This window comes from Pseudoalteromonas sp. S16_S37, from assembly GCF_014694405.1.
In the GTDB taxonomy this organism is placed as follows: Bacteria; Pseudomonadota; Gammaproteobacteria; order Enterobacterales; family Alteromonadaceae; genus Pseudoalteromonas.
Window position 1 is genome coordinate 165,157 of sequence record NZ_JAAUWV010000001.1, and the last position, 22,132, is coordinate 187,288.

Below are 22,132 nucleotides of genomic sequence, written 5' to 3' on the forward strand. Positions count from 1 at the left end.
CTATGTTAACGCAAATCAAAGAAAATTTAGCCACACTCGACTTGCCTTTGGCAGTGTGGTCAAAAGAGTCAACACGCACCTTGATGCCACTGAATCAATTGGTGGGGGATCAAATCTCTATCAATGAAGTGGCAGGTACTATCCCAGCTGTCACACCAAACAGTCTAGGTAGCGAGGCATTTAGAAAAACCTATGGTTTGAAGTATGCCTACATGGGCGGCGCGATGGCCAATGGTATCCACTCAGCACGCATGGTTGCCGCGTTTGCCAACGCTGGCATGTTAGGCTCATTTGGTGCGGGCGGTTTAACACTTGATCGTATCGCGCAAAGCATTAGTGACATAAAGCAAGCGGTAGGTGATAAAACGTTTGCGATGAACATGTTGCATAACCCAGCTGATCCTGAATGGGAAATGCAGGTCGTGCAGTTATGTTTAGATAATGGTGTAAAAGTGGTAGAAGCAGCAGCTTATATTAACTTAACACCGGCATTGGTGTATTTCCGCTTGAAAGGCGTACAGCTTATCAATGGTCAAGTAGTGCCTGCGCAACGCGTTATCGCGAAAATTTCTCGCCCAGAAGTGGCGAGCAAGTTCTTAGCGCCTGCACCAGATAAAATAGTTGCTAAGTTAGTTGCCAGTGGCCATTTGACAGAAACTGAAGCCAAGCTTGGTGAGCAGTTAGCAATGGCGGATGACATCACGGTTGAAGCTGACTCGGGTGGTCACACCGATCACGGCTCATTAACGTGTATCTTCCCGCAAATGTTGCGTCTGGCGACTCGTTTGCACAAACAATACGGTTATCAGCACGTTGTACGTGTTGGTGCTGCGGGTGGTATCGGTTGCCCTGAAGCTGTTGCTGCGGCTTATGCGATGGGCGCCGCCTACGTGGTGACAGGGTCAATCAACCAAGCATGTATTGAATCAGGTACTTCTGATCAAGTACGTGAAATGCTAACAGGGGCTACCACAGCGGATGTTGTGTCGTCACCTTCTGCGGATATGTTTGAGTTAGGTGCACAAGTACAGACTTTGAAAAAAGGCACTATGTATGGTGTGCGTTCGCAAAAGTTATATCAAATCTATAAGCGTTACGACTCATTAGAGCAAATTCCTGAAGCGGAACAACAGCAGCTTGAAAAACAGATGTTCCACAAGCCATTAACACAAATTTGGGATGACACGAAAGCCTTCTTTGCAAGTCGTAACTTGCAGCGCATAGCCGATTCTGCTGAGCAAGATCCTAAGCGCAAGATGGCCTTGGTATTCCAATGGTATTTAGGTCAGTCATCTAAGTGGGCTATTACAGGTGATGCGCAGCGTCGCATCGATTACCAAATTTGGTGTGGCCCAGCAATGGGGTCGAATAATGATTGGTTACAAGACACTCATTTGCACAGCGCACCATCACGCACAGTTGAGAGCGTAGCAAACTATCTACTTAACTGCGCTGCATATTTAACTCGCGTAAATATTGCAAAAACTCTTTCCGTTTCTGGTATCGAACAATGTCAAGACGGAACCTTCCCAATCCGATTACAACAGTTTAGTGAATTTACTGATGCGCAGTCGCAAAAGGAAGAAATTAAGAAAGATTCTATTCAAGGAGAACAAAAGAAAATGAATACAGTAGTAAATCAAAAATTAGATCTGACCGAATCAAAAGAGTACTTCAAAAAGCTATGGGAAGTGCTTCCAGGTGGCGCACACTATAACTTCGCAGATCCAGAAAGAGCCTTAATTGTACCGTTTGTTAAAGGTAAAGGCTCTCGCGTTTGGGATATGGATGGTAATGAACACCTTGATTTATTCTGTAAATTTGGTGCTTTGTTTGTTGGTCACAACAACGAACAATACAATCAAATCTTGATCGAAAACATGCAGAAGTTAACTTCTGTTGATACCTTCGACCTTGAGTATGAAGTGTGCCAAAAGTTAATAGACAATGTACCTTCAGCTGAGCGAGTTCGTTTCAGTCTAAGTGGTACTGAAGCGGTACAAAATGCGATTCGTCTAGCTCGTGGTTACACTGGCAAGCCGCGTTTCATTCGCTTCCATGGTCACTACAATGGTAACGCGGATAACGTAATCGGTGGTCGTTACAACCCAGAAACAGCAGATTTCCCAGTACCTGAAATGTTTAAAGGTGACATGCTAGACACTCTAGGTCGCTTCCCTAATACATTACAAGACCAAACATTTATGTTGCCTTGGAATGAGCCAGAAATCTTAGAGCAGACATTAGAGAAATACGGCCATGAGATTGCGGCGGTACTTATGGAGCCAATCTGTATGAATGGCGGCGGTATTTTGCCAAAAGATGGTTATCTTGAGCGTGCAAAAGCGGCGTGTGAGAAACACAACGTGGTGTTGATTTTTGATGAAGTAATCACAGGTGTTCGTTTTGGTCTAGGCGGCGCACAAAAATTACTAGGTGTTACGCCGCACATCACAACACTAGGTAAAGCACTAGGTGGTGGCGCAGTACCAATTTCTGCAATCGTAGGCCGTAAAGACATTATGGATTACTACACCAAAGGTAAGATCATTCATGCGGGTACTTTCAACGGTTATCCTATGGGTCTGGCTGCTATCAAAGCAACATTTGACCTAATTGAGAATGAGCCAGGTTGTTATGACCGCATGGGTGGTTTAATGTCGCAAATGGCTGATATTTTCGTTAAAGCTGCACACGCTGCAGACATGCCATTGGTGCTACAAGGTATGCCTACTGGTATGGTGTTCCACTCTCAGAATGAGTTAGTAGACCGCTCTGAAGGTTACACAGCAAAAGTGAAGATGTGTGACATCATCATTCGTGAGATCAGCAAGCGTTACGGTATTCAGTTCTCGCCACTATCACGTATGTATTCAAACTTAATGCTTAACCAAGACGATGTATCGTTCTTCGAAGAGCGTATTTATCCTGCAATGGTTAACGCAAAACAAATCATTGATATCACATTCCCTAAAGGACTCTGATAAGCATGATACAACAAATAGCAGTTGTTACAGGTGCTGCTGGTGGGTTTGGTGCGGCGATATGCCGCGCCTTACTCGCGTCAAATTATACGGTAGCGGCTGTAGATTTGAATGAAGACAAGTTGGCGTCACTTAAGCATTGGCTAGACGGTGATGAACGCTTACTGACGTTTGTTATGGATGTGACCGATGTTGATAGCGTGCAGGCGGTTTATGACCAATTAGCGCAACGTGAAAACAGTGCGATTACGGTATTGGTTAATAATGCTGGGATTTTACATAAGGCATTTTGTCTTAAAAAAGAATCCTTAGCAGCAGCACAGCAAACATTTGATGTGAACCTCACTGGCGCATTTAATTGCACCACTATTTTTAGCCAAGCCATGGTGAGGCAAAAATACGGTCGGATCATCAATATTGGGTCGGTAGCCGGAATTTGGGGATCGGGTGGCAGTGCAGCTTACGCTGCGTCGAAAGCGGGTTTAATTAAAGCATCCGAGTCATGGGCTCAGGAGCTGGGACCGATGAATATTTGTGTCACTTGTGTGGCGCCGGGTATTTGTAAAACTCAGATGTTTAATCAATTTCTTGAAAAAGAAAGCATACCCGATGCTGAAGAAGCTAAGTTTGCACGCCGTACGGTACCCATCGGACGCTTTGGAACAGCTGAAGACGTATCGGAAGTCGTACAATTTTTAGCAACTTGTAAAACTAACTATCTCAATTCGGCCGTGATCACTGTTGATGGTGGCATGCGAGTTGGGGCCATGTAGCGTAAACGCGAAACTCAATGGAACAATTGTAAGGAATTAACATGAACAATAGCGCAGCGTTTTTACCAGATAATTATCTATTAACTGGTGCATCAGGCGTATTGGGCGGACGTATTTTAACTGAGTTACTTGCAACAACTAATGCCAAAGTATATTGCATGTCTCGTGAGAAAGACTTAGAAAATGCACGTCGTAGAGTATTAGAAATGGTTGAGCTGTATGATCCTCAGGGCGCGGTTAGCGACCAACTATCACGGATCAGCGTTATTTATGGTGACATAGGCAAAGACCTATTAGGCCTAAGTAATGACGACTACGCGACGTTGACTTCACAAGTTAAAGTGGTCATTCATTGTGCTGCCAAGTTATCTCTTATTGCAGAATATCCTTCTTTACGCGAAGAAAACGTGGTTGGTACAGAGCGTATAGCTAAGCTATGTATGGAAGCGAACATTCCACTTCTTTACACATCAAGCTTCTCGGTTATTGGTTCGAAGTTATACGAGCGTGGTTTTGTCTTAAAAGAAGACCGTGTTGATTATGGTCAAAACTTTAAAGACATGGGTTATGAGCAAACCAAATTTGAAAGTGAAGTATTGCTTAATGACTTAGCTAAAAAAGGCTTACAAATGGCCATCGTACGCCCAGGTAACATTTGGGGTGATAGCCAAAATGGTCGTTATCCATTAACAGGTACCACAGTAAAAGGTATCTACTATGAGATGATAAGAGCGCTAGTTGAGACGGGTTATACCTTCCACTCAACAGATGACTTTGATATAACGCCAGTAGATTATGTTGCTAAAGCGTCTTTAGAAGTTGTAAAGAACATCAACAGCGTCAGCGGTCAAACGTTCAACTTAGTAAATCCAAATCCACCTACATACAATGAGATTATCGATTTGCTGCGTGCCTATGGTTACGAAGTACGTAACGTACCTTGTGATGATTACTTCCAAGCATTACATGAAGACCGTATGTTACTAAATGGCAAGCCGTACCACTCAAGCTTCACAGATATTTTGGCATTGGTAAGCGATGATGATAATTTATCAGAGCAAGCTAAATACGATACATCTGGTATCCAAGCATTGTTAGAAGGCACAGGTGTGAGCTGTCCTAAGCTTGATAGCAAATTAATGTCAACCTTATTAGATCATTGTGTGGCAGCGGGGCTTATTAAAGAACCAGCGCAACAACATCCGATAGCTGAGATCAATGAAGAGATCACAGCAAAGGTTTTTATGGAACATTTATACGACGCTTAAGTGGAAGTTAAATATGAGCGAAAAATTAAAGATAAGCTTGTTACAGCTAGACTTAGTTTGGCAAGACGCAGCTGCAAACCGCGCCGCGATTGAACAGCAATTAAAAACAGTATCGGATAGAGACTTAATTGTCTTACCAGAGATGTTTTCAACAGGGTTTGATATGAAGCCTGCGGGTCTTGCTGAGACAATGGATGGCGAAACAGTTAGCTGGCTTAAATCTGTTGCAGCACAACAAAACGCAGTTGTGTGTGGCAGTATGATGATGCAAGTGGGTAATGAGTACGTGAACCGCTTTTTGTGGGTAACACCACACGGGGAAGTGTCTCATTATGACAAACGTCACCTGTTTAAATTTGCCGGTGAAGATGAGCAATACAGTGCAGGTACAGAGCGCGCTATTTTCCAACTTGGTCAGTGGCGCATTGCACCATTTATTTGCTTTGACTTACGTTTTCCAGTTTGGTCTAGAAACTTAGACTGTCAGTATGATGTTGCCTTGTATGTAGCAAACTGGCCTAAGGTACGAGCGCCGCAATGGAAGAGCTTGATACCGGCACGAGCAATTGAAAACCAAAGTTATGTAGTAGCGCTTAACCGCGTGGGTGTTGATGGCAATGATATCGCGTATAGCGGTGACTCAATGGTCGTTGACCCGCTAGGCGAAACGTTATTGTATGGTGCCAATAAGGAAGTGGTATTAAACATCGAGCTTGATTTAAATGAGCTACAAGATGTGAGAAGTCGTTTTCCATTCTTGCAAGAGGCAGATGGATTTACCTTTGCTTAAGCAATAAAACGCCCATTATGGGCGTTTTTTTCAAGTTTACAGTGCTAAGCGAATGGTTTGAGTCGTCACGTCTTTACCAACCCTTACTAAATTTATCTGCTATTTGTGGTACAAGTATTTTATTGTGCAAACCAGTGATTGATGCTGAGTATGTTTGCAACCTTTGTTTTAATTTAAGGATAAGTGAGAATTCAATTGGAAAGCTTAAATCGCCTTTATAAAAAATACTTTTGGTATTTTGCTTTTACCCTACCAATGGGGATTTTATTAGGTGTCATTAGTATGCATGTGTTGCAAATCATTAATGATGCGCTTACCTCTGGCGTTGAGACTATTGAATACTCGGCGCAACAGTTTTTTATTACCATTGGCGTATTGCTAGGGCTCGGTGTACTCAATGAGTTCGTTAAAATTCGCCTAGTGGTGAATGCAAGTCGAGATATACACAGTCGCTTGGTTGATAAGGTTTTAGACTCATCTTATGAAAAAGTAGAAAGTATCGGCTTACCTAAAGTTAATGCAACGCTCAGTAAAGACGTTGATACCGCCATTAAATTCTTTCAAGTTTTACCACAAATGGTTGCTAATGTTTCGATCATTGTTTGTGCGATAGCCTATATGGCGTACTTGTCTTTAACAGCGCTTATGTATGTATTTGCGTTAATTGCATTTGCAGGGCTTAGCTTTACTGTGATCATCTTATTGTCGCGTAAATATCTGCAAAATATTCGTGAGTGCGCAGATACACTTATGGAGCATTACGAAGCGATAGTAAAAGGCAAAAAAGAGCTTTCTTTAGATTCAAAACGTCAACGTTATGTGCGAACGGATATTCGCGGAACATTAGAAAAGCTGAGAAAGAACAATCGTGGTGCACTGACCTTATTTGGCATGTTAGAGCATTGGGGGCAATTTATCTTGTTTGCCATTCTTGGCGTCATTTTATATTACCTTGGCATGACATTAGGTTTAGAGAAAACGGTTGTGGTGGGGTATATCCTAACCTTGTTATTCATTCTTGAACCTATTGAGCAGGTGACTCAAGCCTCAACTGATTTGATGGAAGCTAAAGTCGCCTTTAAAAAAATAGAAAGTCTAGAGCTTTCAGATGAAGTGGTTGATGAAAAACAAGAAGTTGCCGCGTTAGGTAGCAACCTGAATTTGCAGCTTAGTAACATTACTTATCAATATGCTGCACAAGTTGAGTCTGAAAAAGGGTTTAAAATTGGCCCAATAGACTGCGAGTTTAAAGCCGGTGAAGCGACATTCATTATTGGTGGTAACGGCAGCGGTAAATCGACACTCTTTAAAATGTTAGCGGGGCTGTATAACCCGACAGACGGAACGATAGAGTACGGTGATATTCCTGTCGATATTAATAATATTGCGAGCTATCGTGAATGTGTGAGCCTAATTGCCGCTGACTTTTGGGTGTTCAAACATATCTTAGTCAATGACTCTACTGAAGATGAAAAGTTACTACAGCAGTTGGTGTCTTTACTGAAACTTGATAAAGCGGTGGAAATCATTGAAGGCAAATGGAGTAAAACAACACTCTCGCAAGGACAAAGAAAACGCTTGGCGTTGATCCAGTCTTATATTGAGCACAAACCCATTGTTTTACTGGATGAATGGGCGGCAGATCAGGACCCAGTATTTAAAAAAGTATTTTATGAAGAAATCGTGCCTTCTTTAAAAGCTCAGGGTAAAGTAGTGATCATAGTGTCTCATGATGATAACTACTATCACACGGCCGATCGCTTGATGGAGTTAAGAGACGGGCAGTTGATATTGCATAAAAATAACAAGCCAGCAGAAATTACACAGAATAATCAATTTTTTAAAGTACTAGATAGTTGCAAGGAGTAGGCAATGGCGAACAAAAAGCGCATTTTATTGGTTGAAGATGACAAACGTTTGAGTCATATGATCTCACATGTGCTGCGACATGAAGGTTACTTAGTTACTTGTGCATTTGATGGGCAAGTGGCGTTAGAAAAAGTAAATAGTGAGCTTTATGATGTCATTTTACTCGATATGATGCTGCCAAGGCTCAATGGTATTAGTGTATTGGAACAAATACTGCCAGAATACACAGGGGTCATCATCATGATGACCGCCAGTAATGATGAGTGTTTAGAAGCCGATGCACTGGCTTTAGGTGTGCATGATTTTATTACTAAACCAATCAGGCCCCATATATTGGTAGCAAAAGTAAAAGCGCTTAGCCGCCTTGCAGGTCAAGCTCCTAGTTGTAGAAAGTCAGTATTTCAAATTCAAGATTTAACCCTTAATACCAGCAATCGTAGCTTTTATTTAGATGATACGCCTGTCGAGCTTACAGAAGCAGAATTTAGCTTGATGTACTATTTGATGTCGCATCCGGGCGAGATCCTAGACAGAGCCAGTATCATCTCTGCTGTTAGAGGCATAGAGTACGACGGACATGATCGTTCTATTGATATGAGACTCTCTTCCTTACGCAAAAAAATAAACGATAATGTTCCTCCCTATAAGTACATAAAAACGGTTAGGGGAGTGGGGTATGTACTACGCGAGTAAGCAAATGTTTAAACGTTTATTTTTTTATTCTGCTGCAGCTTTTATTTGCAGTATTTTTATTGCAGTAATCCTTTTAGATACCAACTACGTTGATATTCGTGTTCAAGAAGAAAAACCAATTCTAGAAGGCATTTATTCGGTCATTAATAAGCAAGCTCAGGAAGGCCCTATCAGTGACGATGTACTGAATTACTGGTCGGGTCAATTTGGCTATGAGCTAGATGTGTTGACTGCCGAGCAGGCTAAGGCGTTAGAAGTTGATTTAACACAGTTATCCAGTGAAGGCAGTGTTATTGAATTAGTCAGTGGTTGGACGCAAGACAGGGTGACCGCTTATTATCAGCATGGCGAGCAAATACTAATGATGTCTAAGATGCATGTTGATAAGCAAGCTTACTTGCTCTATTGGCAATCGCTATTAGTGACGATTTTAACGGTACTGGCACTGTTTGTTTATTGCTATGTGCATATGCATAAAAAGTACATTAAACGATTGCTGAAGGCGTATGAAGCGTACGGCCACGGTAAGCTCTCGTTACGTGTACCCACCGAAATGCCAGCTCCCTATAGTGTGCTTGCAAGCCACTTTAATACCATGGCTGAAAAAATCGAGAGCTTGTTAGAAGAGCATCAACATATGCTCAATGGTATCTCCCACGATTTAAAAACACCTCTTGCTCGGTTACGCTTTGCCTTAGATATGACTCGCAGCTGTAATAGTGCCGAAGAGTATCGTGAGACGATTCAGTTTATGGATGAAGATTTAGATGCCTTGGACGAACTACTCGACGATTGGTTTTTATATGTTGGCTTAAATGCTGCGCGTAGAGAGCCTAAAATCCAAACCTGCCGACTAGATAGTATTGTAAATAAGGTGGTTAGTCGCAGTGTTCCGGCATATTCACAGATAAATGCGCTTGCCCACATCGTGCCTGATATTGAGGTGAATGCCGATAAAAAGCTGCTAAGCAGAGCAATCGAGAACTTGGTAAACAACGCCTGCAAATTTGCCTCTAGTACAATTCGTGTGACTACGCGCAGCAGCGATGGACATGTTTGTATTGACGTTGAAGATGACGGTGCAGGTATCCCCGAAGATAAACGAGCTGCGGTACTAAAACCATTCTTGCGCTTAGACAGTAGCCGTAATGTGCCGGGGATAGGTCTTGGCTTATCAATTGTGGCGAGTATTTTAAACAGCCATAACGGTAAATTAGAGATATGCGACTCCCCTTTGGGAGGTGCTAAGATCACCTTAATGCTGCCAATTGACACTAAACTCGCAAAGGCTAAGAGCAAAAAGGTAGTCAGCTGACAAGCTGCCAATAAAAAAGGACCGTTTGGTCCTTTTCTGAGCCTTAACTCACCTGACATTGTCTGTTTATCAACAGCTAAATTTGGCGATTTCTGTTTCTAGTTTAACGGTTAAGTCTTTAATACAGTCTGTTGCATGGTGGGCTTTTTCAGACACACTGGCAGTTTGTGAGGCGGTATCTGAAATAGTAACCACACGACGCGCTGTATCTTCACCAGCTTCGAGCTGCTCTTTGGCTGCATGGGCTATCTGATGACTCATTTGCGATATTTCACTCAATGAATTGGCCACTTTACGTAACTCTTCACCTGCTTCTTTAGACATAGTCACGGTTTTTTCACTGGTATGAATCGACACCGTCACCGACGACTTCGCTTCTTGTGTTGCAGATTGCAGCTTGCCAATCATAGTATGAATTTCTTCGGTACTGGATTGCGTGCGCTGCGCAAGCTGGCGAACTTCATCGGCAACTACCGCAAAGCCACGGCCTTGCTCGCCAGCACGTGCAGCTTCAATGGCGGCATTGAGCGCCAGCAAGTTAGTTTGTTCAGCGATGCTTTGAATGACACTGAGCACATTAGCAATATTGCTTACTTCTTCATCTAGGGTTTGAATGTTATTACCAGCGCTGTCAATTTGCTGCTCTAATAAAGCGATGGTTTTTGCAGCCTCTGTTGTCAGCTTATCAGCGTTTTGGCCTTGCTTCTCTGCTTCTTGTACGGAGTTGGCGGTTTGGTCGGCATGCTCAACCACGGTTTGTGCTGATGCTGTTAACTCAGTAATCGCAGAGGCAACCATTTGGGTTTCGCTACTTAAACTGTGGGTTAATTGCTCAAGCTCGTTTGAGCGTTGCTCACCATCGTTACTTTGCGATTTAAGCGCATCACTTACCGAAGCAATACCACCAACTACGCCTTGCAAGCCTTGTTGCATATAGCTCATTGCAGCAATAATGCTATCTTCTTTTGCTTGCGAGGTATTGATGGGAGAGCTTAAGTTGCCACGGGATACTTGTTTAACAATAGCCAATACTTCATCTAACTCTCCACCGAGCTTGTTAGACAGAGCCAGACCAAACTTAGCTAATGCAAAGGTTAACGCAACTGCAATAAGCAAAGATAAACTCAGCAGCCAACGTGCTGTGCCCCAATATCGTGCGTCGACTTCTTTGGCACTGATCCCCGTTCCCACGTACCAGCCAAACCTTGGGGTTTTTTGTACGACAGAGGTTAAGTCAACTACTTCCCCATCTCTTACAGAATCCCATTTATAGGTAATGATTTGGTCAGTTTTATTGCCCACCAAGCGCTCGACCATACGGCCAATGCTGTTACCTTTGGCATCTTTAAAATCGTTAAAGCTTGTACCATGAAGTTGCGGATCATGAGGCGTGGCAACAAAGTTTAGCTCGTCGTCAACCACATAAACATACTCAGAATCATGGTATTTGTTTTCTCTAAGCATCTGAGTTGCAAGTTTTTTAGCTTGCTCTTCATTTAGTGCACCTGTTTGCACATATGCTTCGAATTGCTCGACAATATTAACGGTGCTTTTCATCAATTGATTGATACGTGCAATATTGTCTGATTCACTCGCGTGACGTAAAGCTTGTAATCCTAAAATGGCGACCAGTAAAAGTGAGAGGAAAATAGCCGCGGCGAAAAGTATTATTTTAATTCTTAAAGTTAAACCTGATAGCACGATACGCCCCTTTCAGATAATAGAGTATTATTATCTACCATGTTTATCGGAATCATGTAAGTAACATATAGTGCTTTTGGTTAAAAATGGAGATGATATTTCCTCATATTGACGAGGTTCTCCACTTATTTTGCATTGATTATGCTTATTTCATGTTCTGTTAAAGGGCGATATTCACCACTTGCTAAACGCTCGTCTAACTCAATGTCAGCAATCTTTTCTCTATGTAGTTCAACAACTTTGTTGCCAACTGCTGCGAGCATACGTTTAACTTGATGATATTTACCTTCACAAATAGATAAACGCAAACTGTAACTTTCCAGCTGCTGCACAATAGCAGGTAAAGTGGGCTGCTTTTCGTTATGCAGTTGCACACCTTCTCTTAGCTGCTCAAGGGCTTCTTCTGTGATTGGCTCTTGGGTTTCAACCAAATAAGTTTTGAACTTTTGCTTTTTGGGAGAGGTGATCTGATGAGACCAATCACCATCATTGGTGATAAGTACAAGCCCTGTGGTATCGATATCTAAACGACCTGCAACATGAAAATCTTTTAAGTTAGGCTCGTCTAATAAATCAAACACAGTGGCATGCATTTCGTCACTATTAGCGCACACATAACCTGCGGGCTTATTCAGCATGAAGTAACGTTTGCCCAGATATTGCAACGGTTCACCTTTCCAAGTGACAAGATCATCCTGTGTAACTGAATAATCAAATTTATTAACCAATTCACCGTTAACGGTTACATAACGTTTTTTAATACCAGCTTTGACTTTGGTACGCGGTAATTCAGTGAGGTGGCTCAAAAACTTATCCAAGCGACAAGGAAACTTCATAATCTTTTATCTTTAATTTTAACGAATCATCATTATACGCAACTGTGTTATTTAGATCAGTTTTTTCGGTATACCCCAGGAATTAAATCATACGGATGAACACTAAGTAGCCAATTGCTATCCAATAGCGTTTTCAAAGCGCTGAGAATAGTGTCACTAAGTAGCTGTTTTTGCTCATCACTGCGCCCAGCTATAAGGTGAGCTTGTACATGAACAAAGCCGATTTTACCTGTCTGCACTTTAAAATGCTCAAAACTTTGGCTACGCGTTTTTATTGTACTGTTATCAAACAAGTTTGTTTGCTCTACAGCTTGATGAACACACTCAACGAGATCAGTCGATGAAACAGGAAGATTACAGGCATGTTCAATGATTATATGTGGCATGATGACTTATTGGTCCAAGTATGAGTAAATGAGGGCTATATTAGGTCATTTATATGGAAATACTAGATGTATAAATACAAAATTGGGTTAGCAGCAATGGCTACGGTGATGACGTTAAGTGGCTGTAGTGATGATGCAGCTAAGGTGAGCTTAGGTTTGTTTACCACTAAAGATGTGGTGGTATCCGCGCAGCAAGACCCGATAGTGACGGGCGTAACTTGTCATATTAGCCATGTAGAGGCTGACTTTGACTTTTCAGATCCATCGGATATGTCAATAGCGTGTCGCCAAACAGGTGAAATTACCGAACAGCAGATGCAACAAGTCGATTTATCTAAAGATGGTGAAATTGTCTTTAAAACGTCGAAAAGTATTTTGTTTAAATCATTAAAAGTTCGTCGTATTTATGACGCCAAAACACGTACTTTATTGTATTTATCTTATTCGACCAAAGAAACCAGCGGCAGTCATCACCATGCCTTGTCGACGGTACCACTATACAATACACAAGCGTGGCAGTGGGCAACGAGAACTGAGTAATTATGCTAGCGTTATTTAAATCAAAACCATTATTAAGTGAGTCAGAAGTTGCTTGGCTGATGGATACATTCATCTGGGCATGTGAGCACTTTGATGGGCAATACTTTTTATCTACAACACAAATTATTGAGCCAACGGGAAGGTATTTTCCCGACCAAGTTACGAGTGTAGAGCAAATGGCGCAGACGGTATTTAGACGTGTGCGAGACTATGCAGGTTTGCAAACATGGCCATTACAGTTGGTGGGTCCGGCAAATTTACCTGCTCAGCAAAATATGCCAGCGTTTAGCTTTGCCGATACCATGCGTGGTGAGTCAGCTATGCTCAATGTACAGCCGCCACACAATGTATTGCTGTCGTACAATCCAAACCAAATCAATCAACCCCAAGACTTAGTGGCTAGTTTTGCAGGCAGTTTAGCGACGGTCATGATTTATCAAAAAGGGGTATTACCGCCGGGGGGAGAGCAACAAATAGCAGCAGCCAGCGATGCCCTAGCTTGCTTTATGGGCTTTGGCGTTATGATGAGTAATACGGTATATCAATTTAAAGGGGGATGTGGTTCTTGCTATAACCCTTATGCTAACCGACAAGCTGCGCTTACAGAGGCGCAAACGGTGTTTATGCATGCATTAGTGTGTTATTTCAAACCCAATGTAGATGGCAAAAAGCATTTGAAACCGCATTTAAAGAGCATCTATAAAAAAGCACAAAAGCAAATTGCAAGTTACATTAGTGACTCACCTAATCCAGTTTTGTTGATGCTCAAGGAGCAAAGTAATGTTTGAGTATGTTGATGAATTTTTGCTTATTGCTGTGGCGCATTTTTTTGCTGTTGCAAGCCCTGGTCCTGACTTTGCGATTGTATTAAAGCAGAGCATTCAGCGGGGGCGTGCAAATGCACTTTGGACAAGCGGTGGGGTTGCATTAGGCATTTTGGTCCATGTTACTTACTGCCTATTAGGTGTGGCTATCGTTTTATCGCAATCCCCAATGTTGTTTAATGTGCTTAAATACGTTGCGGGTGCTTATTTGGCTTATATGGGTGTACAAGCTCTGCGGGCAAAACCAACGCAAGGCAAAGCACAGAGCGATACTCCGTTTGAGCAACACGCCGAAAGCGCTTGGCAAGCATTGAGACGCGGGTTTTTAGTCAATGCACTTAACCCAAAAGCGACGCTGTTTTTTCTATCGCTGTTTACCTTGGTTATTTCGCCATCGACGCCCACCAATGTGCAGGCATTTTATGGCTTGTATATGGCGTTTGCCACTTGGGCATGGTTTTCGTTTTTAGCTTTGGTGTTAAGCAAAGCGCGCGTACGTGCTTTTTTTGCGCGTGCAGGTCATTGGTTTGACAGAGGTATTGGTGTTGTCTTAATCGCTTTGGCGGTGCGAGTCGTTCTTTAAGTAAAGGTAGTTAAAGCAGTATGAGTCTAAAACCCCATATCAATTTTGCATTTGGTTCGAACATGTCCACTAAGCGGTTGTTTGCCCGTTTACCCCAAGCACAGTGTTTGGGGGTGGCTAAACTCTATGGTCACCAGCTTACTTTTAATATGCTCAGCACCGATGGCTCTGCCAAATGCACCATTGACGCCACTCACCGTAATGATGATTTGGTTATGGGGGTATTGTATGCCTTAAATGATAATGAGATAAATCAATTAGATATCATCGAAGGTGAGCGTTACGATCGTGTAACGCTTGATGTTGAGGCATTAGAGCATGGTCCGATGCAAGCGCATTGTTACATCGCCAATACTTTTATTGATACACATTTACCGTTTGATTGGTACGTGCAGCATGTACTTCACGGCGCGTTAGAGCATGGTTTTCCTGCTGAGTACATTAAGCACATTGAAGCGCAAAGGCATATCACTGACCATGACGTAGAACGTGCCCAGCGAGAGTGGCAGTTATATCAAAAAGTGAGACTGAGTAAAAAGGCATAACAGCATCGCGCTGGAATAAACTCACGGCATTGGCAATTAACACCAAAGTCGCACTGTGCAAGCCCACCGTGCTTGTTACACTTATATAAAAACTAGCTGAAGGATTACAATGCGTACTGCAGTGATAAGCCACCCTCATTGTCGAAAGCACACGATGGGAGAAGAGCACCCAGAGTGTCCAGAGCGTTTGGATGCCATCACCGATAGATTGTTGGCATCGGGAGTTGATGCAACCATCGCTCATATGCAAGCACCTAAAGTGAGCATGGATCAGGTGGCGTTAGTACATGAGCAGTCTCTCATCGACAAAGTGCGTGCTGCCATTCCCAAGCAAGGTGTGCACGAATTTGCTGAAGATGTCTGGTTGTGCCCTGAGTCGTTCAAAGCGATTGAACGAGCTGCGGGGGCTGGCATATTAGCCGTAGACGAAATATTAGCTGGTAATCTCGATGCTGCATTTTGTAGCGTACGCCCACCTGGACACCATGCTAATCAACATACTTCATCTGGCTTTTGTGTATTTAATAATGTGGCTATTGCAGTGGCGTATGCAAAGTCACTGGGCGTAAAGCGCATAGCGGTTTTAGATATCGATGTACATCATGGCAATGGCACACAAGATATATTGCGCGCTCAATCTGATGTGCTGTTTTGCTCCTTATTCCAACATCCATTTTATCCAAACAGCGAAATTGAGAACAATCAGCACATCGTCAACTCTCCACTACCTGTGGCAAGTAAGGGCGAAGACCTAAAAGCGCTATTTAATCAGCAATGGCTACCGAAATTAATGGCATTTAAAGCGGAGCTCATTTTTATTAGTGCCGGTTTTGACGCCCACATTGAAGATGATATGGCCGGTTTACAATTTGTAGAAGCCGATTATCAATGGTTAACGGAGCAAGTGATAAACGTAGCTCAAAGCACCCAAGCTAAGGGGATCATCTCTTTTTTAGAAGGGGGATATGCTTTGTCGGCTTTAGGACGCAGCGTTGCCACACACATTAAAGCATTGGTTGAAGGTCAGTTATAAGTTAACCCAAGTTCAGGTTAACTTAGCGATGTAGCGGTGAGAGTAACTCAAAGGCTTGTTGATAGTTTTGTAAGGTGACTTTTTGCACGCAACATTGGCCGTCTTCAATAAGCGCTTGCTGGACTAATTCTGTGAGCTGTTGTAGAGAAACCACTTGGGCGTCATTTCCCGATAAATCGTAACATTTGCCGTCATTTAATACACACAGCGCTTGATTCTTTTGCTCACTCGTTAAATAAAAAATGCTTTGTTCAAGTGAACTCGGGCTGTCTATATATTCAATACTTTCTTCTAAACAGAGCAAGAATGGGTAATATTTTATTGTCATAGTTTGTTCTCAATCAAAGTATAAAACATGAGCAGCATTATACTGCGTATTCGAGTAAGAATACGAGGTTGTGCTTAATGGTATCTGATAACCGTCAATTACAAATCAAAGATATTTTTTCTAATCAATTATTGTCCTGCGATCATCAAACTCCTTTAGCAGAAGCGGTGGAGCTGATGCGTAAGCGACGAGTAAGCTCAATATTTGTCACTGAACAAAGGCAAATAGTGGGAATTTGGACGGAATCAGATTGCGTAAAGCTTAACTTTAATGACCCAGACTTTGCCTATGCCCCCATCGGTGATTCAATGACGGCACCTGTGCATGATATTCAAGTTGATAAAACTTTGAGTGAGGCCACCGTTAAATTTCATCAACTAGGCATCCGTCATTTACTGGTTAAAGATCAGCATAATGAACCTGTGGGCGTAGTCTCGCTGTCTGATATTGTGCGCAATCAAGGGCTTGATCATTACCTACATTTTCGGCCAATCGAAGATCACTACAACCGCAATGTGATCATTTTAAAAGCCGATGATTGTGTGTCAAAAGTAATCGAGGTAATGCGTGTTCGTCGTGCTACAGCCGTGTTGGTTTACCACAATGACTTGGCGGAGTATGGCATAGTGACGCAACGAGATATCGCTTACATGCTGCTTAATCCTGATTGGCGTATCCCCTGCTGGAAGCTGGCGACCTATCCGTTGTTGCAAGTGAGCCCCAAAGATAGCTTGTTTGATGCATATCGGCTGATGACTGCCGAGTCTATTCGTCACTTGGTGGTAAAAGACCCATGTTCAGGTAAAGTGATAGGTTTATTACCGCTTAAAAATGTTTTAACCGAGATTGAAACGGCCTATTGCAGTGAGCTTGAAAAGGTATTGGTGCAACGAGATTTGGCGCTGCGCAAGTCAGAGAAAAACCTTTACCTTGCCAATCGCATTATTGATGCTTCTTTAGATGGCATTATGATCACCCGAGGAGACGGAGAAATACTGCAAATTAACCCAGCTTTTAGCGAATTAACAGGTTATCAAGATTATGAAGTGATAGGTAAAAGCCCAAATATTCTCAGTTCAGGCATTCATGGCAAAGAGTACTATGACCAAATGTGGTCGCAGCTTAGAACCAAAGGCGTATGGCAAGGTGAGATCTGCAATCGTAAAAAAAGTGGTGAGATATACGTTGAGTGGCTAACCATTATTGCTATCAATGAGCCATACAGTGATGAAGTGCTGTATGCGGCTATTTTCAGTGATATTACTGAGCGAAAAAATGCCGAGGAGAAAATAGCGCGATTAGCCTACTTCGATGAGCTAACTGGTTTGCCTAATCGTCGCTTGTTTTACGACCGATTATCAATGGCTTTGGCCTCTGCACATCGCGAGAATCACAAACTTGCGGTGATGTTCATCGATTTAGATCGTTTTAAAGAAGTCAACGACACCCTAGGGCACAGTGCCGGTGACGAACTCTTGGTGCAAGTTAGTAAGCGTATAAAAGATATGCTTGAAGAAGGTGACACCTTGGCTCGTCTGGGGGGAGATGAGTTTGTGGTGTTATTAACAGAGGTGAAGCATATCTCTGATGTGGTGGGGTTCGCGAACAAGGTACTTGAGCAATTAAGCATTGCTTTTGAGCTAAATGATATCTGTGTTAATGCCACGGCTTCTTTGGGAGCTGCTATCTACCCTGATGACGGCGTAGATAGCGAAACGTTACTCAAACATGCCGATGTGGCGATGTATCGCTCCAAAGAAATTGGTCGAAATTCGTTTCAGTTATACAAAGCCTCAATGAACGCCCGCTCTTTGGAGCGTTTGTCGATGTTAAGCCGCTTTCAGCAAGCTTTAGAGCATGATGAGTTTGAGCTTTATTTTCAGCCATTACAATGTGTGGTGAGCCAACGGGTGTCTAGTGTTGAATGTTTGTTACGTTGGAATGACCCGAAACTGGGGATGATCCCACCGGCACAATTTATTCCGCTTGCCGAAGAGTTAGGGCTCATTATCAAGTTAGACCAATGGGTGATCAATAAAGCCTGCGAAAAAATGGCGCTATGGCGGCGACAAGGCAGCGACTTGAGGCGTATTGCTATCAATGTGTCTGCTCAGCATCTGTGCCAAGGCGAATTAGCGACAACCGTTTCCAGTGCCTTGAATAAACACGGACTTGATGGCCGCTTTGTTGAACTTGAACTCACAGAAAGCAGTTTTATCAGTAACTTACATGAAGCTAAAAGTGAGCTTCATAAATTAAAAAGCTTAGGTGTTTCGATTGCTCTAGATGACTTTGGCACGGGCTATTCAGCGTTGAGTTACCTTACAAAACTACCCATAGATACGCTAAAAATTGATGCCAGCTTCGTGGCTAAAATTCCTGATGAATATGGCAATAGTGAAGTAGTAGCTGCAATCATCGCAATGGCTAAAGCACTCAATTTGCACGTTGTTGCTGAAGGGGTTGAAAAGCCAGAGCAGCGCCAGTTTTTACAAAAACTGGGCTGCAACACTATCCAAGGTTATTTGTATTGTAAGCCCTTGAATTATGATGACTGGCTGCGTTTCTATCACGCCGAGAAAGTCACTTCGTAAGCAGTAAATTTACGAATATTAATCACGCCAGTATCAAAAATTAGATACTGGCCTTTTATACCTTGCAACACGCCCGATACTTCAGGTTCTTTGTCAAAGTTAAAAGACGTTATCTTGCTCGGGAATTGCTCGATTGGAAAGCTCAAATCAACCACCTCTTCATCCAAACATTCGATGGCCGTTGCGCCAAATAATTCAGCAAGCTCGTCTAATTTGCTTTTTATTTGCGGGATTAATTCATTGGCACTGGCTTTAAGGTCAATGTCTTCAGATACACCTTTGAGCATGTTGCGCCAATTGGTTTTATCAGCAATAAATTGCGCCAATGCAACTTCTACAAGGCCTGATTGTAAGCGTGTTTGCACTTTGAATATTGGCAGAGCTTGAGTGGCACCTTGGTCTATCCAACGTGTTGGGATCTGAGTATGGCGAGTAATACCAACTTTTAGCCCTGAAGTATTCGCAAGATAAACATAGTGAGGGATCATACAGTGTGCTTCACCCCATTGTGGCTCTCGGCAAGTGCCTTTATCAAAGTGACAAGTTTCCGGTTTCATAATACACATGTCACAGCTTGCCAGCTTTTTCATACACACAAAACAGTGACCTTGCGAGTAACTTTTTTTGGTTTTTTTACCACAGTTACAGCAAAAGATATTACCCGTATGCGTGAGTGTAATGCGCTTACCTATGTGCTCATTGAGTGCAATAAGCTCATCACCAATGGGTAATTGGTATTGAATTGGTTGTGTATGCGTTGCTTTTAGCTTGCTTAAAGTGCCTTGCATCTTTACGCCCCTAAAGATGTTAAAAGGGCGATACTACCAAGCTGGCGGTTAAGTCACAATGTGTATAGGGTGAGAAATGCGAATAGCCGCGCTATTCGCATTTCAGAGGATTAGTATTTTGCTGAACGAGTTTGGCTTTTTAAAGAAGCCTTAATAAACTCACGCAAATCATCATTAGAGGTTTTTAAATCTTCTTTACGTAAGTACATCATATGGCCCGAACGATAGCCTTTAAAGCTTAATCGGTCGCGCATTTTACCGCTTGGGTCAAGTTGCCACATGGTGTATTTGGCATCAAAGTAGTTTGTTGCACCATCATAGTAACCCGCTTGTATTAACACGTTTAGATAAGGGTTTTCAGCCATCGCTTCACGTAGCTGTTCACCTGTGTTGTTGTTACTTCTATCCCATGGATGAACATCGGCTAACATATTGTATTGTATGTCAGTTTTATAATTTAGCTCTTCGCGAATGTAATGGTTCATAGCTGGTGTAAAGGCGTGCAACCAGGCACTTAGTTCAGGAAAGTAATCCGGTCTGTCACCGGCATCGCGCTTATCTATGCCCAAATAGCGTGAGTCTAATCTACCCAAAATATAGCCTTGGTCACGCAGCAGTTCTTTCCAAAATGCATCATCGCTGATATCCAAATTATTTTGCAGCACAAACTGTTTAGATAAGCCACTGTATAAGGCTACACGTTCTGCGATTGCCTGTTTGTCATCGTTTGCAATAAAAGCACCTTTTGCCAGTGCGGGTAAATACTGGTCAAGAGTAAAACGCTCAACTTCTGATAGCACTTCTGTTAAGTCTTTTTGCTGTAATTTAGCTGGCAGTACCTTGTGATGCCAAGCTGTGGCAGCAAAATAAGGCAGTCGATTTGCGGCTTTTACTGGCCCCTGACGTTCGATACCAATATCGGTTGGCGAGACTAGCACCACACCATTTAAAAACCACCAATGGGCTTGTTGTAGCTCTCTAGCAAGACCTGAAACGCGCACTGTGCCGTAGCTTTCACCGATTAAAAACTTAGGTGATAATGAGCGGTCATTGCGGGTAATAAAGGTATTGATCCAATCTGCAAGGTATTTTATGTCTGCGTTAACACCAAAAAATTGCGCTTTTTGTTCATCGGCGCTGGGCATTTTGCCTTCTTTATTTGGTAAAACACGAGAATAACCCGTTTTAACAGGATTAACAAAAACGATGTCTGCAACGTCCAGCACAGAGTGAGGGTTATCTTTCATACCATAAGGTTGTACTGGGTAGCCCTCGTCATCAATTTTCAAAATGCGCGGTCCAGTGTAGGCGATATGCATCCACACAGAAGCTGAACCAGGACCACCATTGAAGGAAATTAACAGTGGGCGTTTACTTATGTCATCCACTTTATCTTTTTTGTAGTAGTTATAGTAAAGCGTCGCAGTGGGTTCACCTTGCTCGTTCCATACAGGTTGAGTGCCTGATGTAACACTGTAACTAATGCGCTCACCATTGATGGTCGCTTTATGATTGGTCACCACTTTACTATCAATATCAATGGCACGATTGTGCTCTGCAGCATTACAGTTAAAGCCAATGGCAATAAAACATATCGCAAGCAACTTGCTTAAGTTCATCAAATTCCCCAAATGAATAAATTTATAACATTACAGTTGTTTTTCACGCAATTTTCAAAGTGTATGAGTCAAATCCCATCAACAATAGGATAACTTGCGGGTATTTCGTGATTCGGCTGTGATTAACCCCAAAGAAGGGTTATAGCCAAGAGGTTGCACCACATCAGTACAGCACGTCTAATAATGCACTTAGTTGGTGCATTATTAGCCGTTATTATTCCGTGGTTTTTATTAACATATTGAAATTTATTAATTTAATTTTATGGCACGAAGGTTGGATTAGCTGTGTTAACAGGATAAACCTGTCCTAAGGGGACCAACAATGAAAATGATAAGTGCAATAATAAAACCATTTAAATTGGATGAGGTAAGAGAAGCGCTCGCAGATTTAGGTATTGAAGGTATGACAGTGGTTGATGTGAAGGGCTTTGGCCGTCAACGAGGTCATACCGAGTTATATCGTGGTGCTGAATATCAAGTCGATTTTATTCCAAAAATTAAGCTAGAAATTGCAACACTCAGTGAAAATACACAACGTGTAGTCGACACACTGACAAAAGTAGCCAGCACGGGAAAAATCGGTGATGGAAAAATCTTTGTATATGACCTAGACCAAGTCGTGCGGATCCGTACCGGCGAATTAGATGAAGAAGCAATTTAAGG

General features: G+C 42.5%; 20 protein-coding genes. 14 read left to right on the forward strand and 6 right to left on the reverse strand.

What is annotated here, in order from left to right:
* The first annotated feature begins 2 nt into the window (after positions 1–2).
* The 7 genes from HC733_RS00635 (at position 3) to HC733_RS00665 (ending at position 9,692) form a co-directional block, all read left to right on the forward strand.
* Positions 3–2,984 carry a PfaD family polyunsaturated fatty acid/polyketide biosynthesis protein gene (locus tag HC733_RS00635; protein ID WP_190363131.1) on the forward strand — a complete coding sequence of 994 codons (2,982 nt, stop codon included), beginning with the start codon at positions 3–5 and terminating at the stop codon, positions 2,982–2,984.
* 5 nt (positions 2,985–2,989) lie between these two features.
* Positions 2,990–3,757, forward strand: coding sequence for an SDR family NAD(P)-dependent oxidoreductase (locus HC733_RS00640; protein ID WP_190363132.1), 768 nt, complete (start codon positions 2,990–2,992; stop codon positions 3,755–3,757).
* A gap of 41 nt (positions 3,758–3,798) precedes the next feature.
* Positions 3,799–5,025 (forward strand): thioester reductase domain-containing protein, encoded by a 1,227-nt coding sequence (locus HC733_RS00645; RefSeq protein WP_190363133.1) that lies wholly within the window; start codon positions 3,799–3,801, stop codon positions 5,023–5,025.
* Positions 5,026–5,038: 13 nt separating this feature from the next.
* Positions 5,039–5,815, forward strand: a complete 777-nt coding sequence (locus tag HC733_RS00650) for an amidohydrolase (protein WP_190363134.1) — start codon at positions 5,039–5,041, stop codon at positions 5,813–5,815.
* Between the two features lie 183 nt (positions 5,816–5,998).
* Positions 5,999–7,684 carry a cyclic peptide export ABC transporter gene (locus tag HC733_RS00655; protein WP_190363135.1) on the forward strand — a complete coding sequence of 562 codons (1,686 nt, stop codon included), beginning with the start codon at positions 5,999–6,001 and terminating at the stop codon, positions 7,682–7,684.
* A 3-nt stretch (positions 7,685–7,687) separates the two neighbouring features.
* A complete protein-coding gene (locus HC733_RS00660; protein WP_171627127.1) occupies positions 7,688–8,377 on the forward strand; it encodes a response regulator transcription factor in 690 nt (229 codons plus the stop codon).
* The gene (locus HC733_RS00665; RefSeq protein WP_190363136.1) at positions 8,361–9,692 is read left to right on the forward strand and encodes a sensor histidine kinase; all 1,332 of its coding nucleotides are present in this window, start codon (positions 8,361–8,363) and stop codon (positions 9,690–9,692) included. Before HC733_RS00660 ends, HC733_RS00665 begins: the two co-directional genes overlap by 17 nt.
* 69 nt (positions 9,693–9,761) lie before the next feature.
* Here HC733_RS00665 and HC733_RS00670 read toward each other — a convergent pair whose 3' ends face one another.
* The 3 genes from HC733_RS00670 to HC733_RS00680 form a co-directional block, all read right to left on the reverse strand.
* Positions 9,762–11,393, reverse strand: a complete 1,632-nt coding sequence (locus HC733_RS00670; protein WP_190363137.1) for a methyl-accepting chemotaxis protein — start codon at positions 11,391–11,393, stop codon at positions 9,762–9,764.
* A gap of 125 nt (positions 11,394–11,518) precedes the next feature.
* A complete protein-coding gene (rsuA, locus tag HC733_RS00675) occupies positions 11,519–12,229 on the reverse strand; it encodes a 16S rRNA pseudouridine(516) synthase RsuA (protein ID WP_190363138.1) in 711 nt (236 codons plus the stop codon).
* Positions 12,230–12,285: 56 nt separating this feature from the next.
* A complete protein-coding gene (locus HC733_RS00680) occupies positions 12,286–12,615 on the reverse strand; it encodes a 5-carboxymethyl-2-hydroxymuconate Delta-isomerase (protein WP_190363139.1) in 330 nt (109 codons plus the stop codon).
* A gap of 66 nt (positions 12,616–12,681) precedes the next feature.
* On the opposite strand from HC733_RS00680, the gene HC733_RS00685 reads away from it, so the two are divergent.
* The 5 genes from HC733_RS00685 to HC733_RS00705 all read left to right on the forward strand — a co-directional run bounded on the left by HC733_RS00685 (position 12,682) and on the right by HC733_RS00705 (position 16,140).
* Positions 12,682–13,155: a CreA family protein gene (locus HC733_RS00685; protein WP_190363140.1), complete on the forward strand. Its 474-nt coding sequence runs from the start codon at positions 12,682–12,684 to the stop codon at positions 13,153–13,155.
* Positions 13,156–13,157: 2 nt separating this feature from the next.
* The gene (locus HC733_RS00690; RefSeq protein ID WP_190363141.1) at positions 13,158–13,943 is read left to right on the forward strand and encodes a hypothetical protein; all 786 of its coding nucleotides are present in this window, start codon (positions 13,158–13,160) and stop codon (positions 13,941–13,943) included.
* The gene (locus HC733_RS00695) at positions 13,936–14,562 is read left to right on the forward strand and encodes a LysE family translocator (protein WP_190363142.1); all 627 of its coding nucleotides are present in this window, start codon (positions 13,936–13,938) and stop codon (positions 14,560–14,562) included. Before HC733_RS00690 ends, HC733_RS00695 begins: the two co-directional genes overlap by 8 nt.
* A 20-nt stretch (positions 14,563–14,582) precedes the next feature.
* Positions 14,583–15,107: a gamma-glutamylcyclotransferase family protein gene (locus HC733_RS00700; protein WP_190363143.1), complete on the forward strand. Its 525-nt coding sequence runs from the start codon at positions 14,583–14,585 to the stop codon at positions 15,105–15,107.
* Between the two features lie 109 nt (positions 15,108–15,216).
* Positions 15,217–16,140: a histone deacetylase family protein gene (locus tag HC733_RS00705; protein ID WP_190363144.1), complete on the forward strand. Its 924-nt coding sequence runs from the start codon at positions 15,217–15,219 to the stop codon at positions 16,138–16,140.
* A 22-nt stretch (positions 16,141–16,162) separates the two neighbouring features.
* Here the strand turns inward: HC733_RS00705 and HC733_RS00710 are convergent, their stop codons facing one another.
* Positions 16,163–16,468 (reverse strand): DUF4144 family protein, encoded by a 306-nt coding sequence (locus HC733_RS00710; protein WP_190363145.1) that lies wholly within the window; start codon positions 16,466–16,468, stop codon positions 16,163–16,165.
* Positions 16,469–16,545: 77 nt separating this feature from the next.
* On the opposite strand from HC733_RS00710, the gene HC733_RS00715 reads away from it, so the two are divergent.
* A complete protein-coding gene (locus HC733_RS00715; RefSeq protein WP_190363146.1) occupies positions 16,546–19,062 on the forward strand; it encodes an EAL domain-containing protein in 2,517 nt (838 codons plus the stop codon).
* Here the strand turns inward: HC733_RS00715 and HC733_RS00720 are convergent.
* Positions 19,038–19,850, reverse strand: coding sequence for a DUF2797 domain-containing protein (locus HC733_RS00720; protein ID WP_190363147.1), 813 nt, complete (start codon positions 19,848–19,850; stop codon positions 19,038–19,040). The genes HC733_RS00715 and HC733_RS00720 overlap by 25 nt on opposite strands.
* 110 nt (positions 19,851–19,960) lie before the next feature.
* The gene (locus HC733_RS00725) at positions 19,961–21,469 is read right to left on the reverse strand and encodes a S10 family peptidase (RefSeq protein ID WP_190363148.1); all 1,509 of its coding nucleotides are present in this window, start codon (positions 21,467–21,469) and stop codon (positions 19,961–19,963) included.
* A 322-nt stretch (positions 21,470–21,791) separates the two neighbouring features.
* On the opposite strand from HC733_RS00725, the gene HC733_RS00730 reads away from it, so the two are divergent.
* Positions 21,792–22,130, forward strand: a complete 339-nt coding sequence (locus tag HC733_RS00730; protein WP_190363149.1) for a P-II family nitrogen regulator — start codon at positions 21,792–21,794, stop codon at positions 22,128–22,130.
* Positions 22,131–22,132: the final 2 nt, after the last annotated feature.

What these genes read in the sequence shown, in the direction of transcription:
- HC733_RS00635 (WP_190363131.1), top strand. Translation starts at nt 3, where the DNA reads ATGTTAACGCAAATCAAAGAAAATTTAGCCACACTCGACTTGCCTTTG.
- HC733_RS00640 (WP_190363132.1), top strand. Translation starts at nt 2,990, where the DNA reads ATGATACAACAAATAGCAGTTGTTACAGGTGCTGCTGGTGGGTTTGGT.
- HC733_RS00645 (WP_190363133.1), top strand. Translation starts at nt 3,799, where the DNA reads ATGAACAATAGCGCAGCGTTTTTACCAGATAATTATCTATTAACTGGT.
- HC733_RS00650 (WP_190363134.1), top strand. Translation starts at nt 5,039, where the DNA reads ATGAGCGAAAAATTAAAGATAAGCTTGTTACAGCTAGACTTAGTTTGG.
- HC733_RS00660 (WP_171627127.1), top strand. Translation starts at nt 7,688, where the DNA reads ATGGCGAACAAAAAGCGCATTTTATTGGTTGAAGATGACAAACGTTTG.
- HC733_RS00665 (WP_190363136.1), top strand. Translation starts at nt 8,361, where the DNA reads ATGTACTACGCGAGTAAGCAAATGTTTAAACGTTTATTTTTTTATTCT.
- rsuA (WP_190363138.1), bottom strand. Translation starts at nt 12,229, where the DNA reads ATGAAGTTTCCTTGTCGCTTGGATAAGTTTTTGAGCCACCTCACTGAA.
- HC733_RS00680 (WP_190363139.1), bottom strand. Translation starts at nt 12,615, where the DNA reads ATGCCACATATAATCATTGAACATGCCTGTAATCTTCCTGTTTCATCG.
- HC733_RS00685 (WP_190363140.1), top strand. Translation starts at nt 12,682, where the DNA reads ATGTATAAATACAAAATTGGGTTAGCAGCAATGGCTACGGTGATGACG.
- HC733_RS00690 (WP_190363141.1), top strand. Translation starts at nt 13,158, where the DNA reads ATGCTAGCGTTATTTAAATCAAAACCATTATTAAGTGAGTCAGAAGTT.
- HC733_RS00695 (WP_190363142.1), top strand. Translation starts at nt 13,936, where the DNA reads ATGTTTGAGTATGTTGATGAATTTTTGCTTATTGCTGTGGCGCATTTT.
- HC733_RS00700 (WP_190363143.1), top strand. Translation starts at nt 14,583, where the DNA reads ATGAGTCTAAAACCCCATATCAATTTTGCATTTGGTTCGAACATGTCC.
- HC733_RS00705 (WP_190363144.1), top strand. Translation starts at nt 15,217, where the DNA reads ATGCGTACTGCAGTGATAAGCCACCCTCATTGTCGAAAGCACACGATG.
- HC733_RS00710 (WP_190363145.1), bottom strand. Translation starts at nt 16,468, where the DNA reads ATGACAATAAAATATTACCCATTCTTGCTCTGTTTAGAAGAAAGTATT.
- HC733_RS00715 (WP_190363146.1), top strand. Translation starts at nt 16,546, where the DNA reads ATGGTATCTGATAACCGTCAATTACAAATCAAAGATATTTTTTCTAAT.
- HC733_RS00720 (WP_190363147.1), bottom strand. Translation starts at nt 19,850, where the DNA reads ATGCAAGGCACTTTAAGCAAGCTAAAAGCAACGCATACACAACCAATT.
- HC733_RS00725 (WP_190363148.1), bottom strand. Translation starts at nt 21,469, where the DNA reads ATGAACTTAAGCAAGTTGCTTGCGATATGTTTTATTGCCATTGGCTTT.
- HC733_RS00730 (WP_190363149.1), top strand. Translation starts at nt 21,792, where the DNA reads ATGAAAATGATAAGTGCAATAATAAAACCATTTAAATTGGATGAGGTA.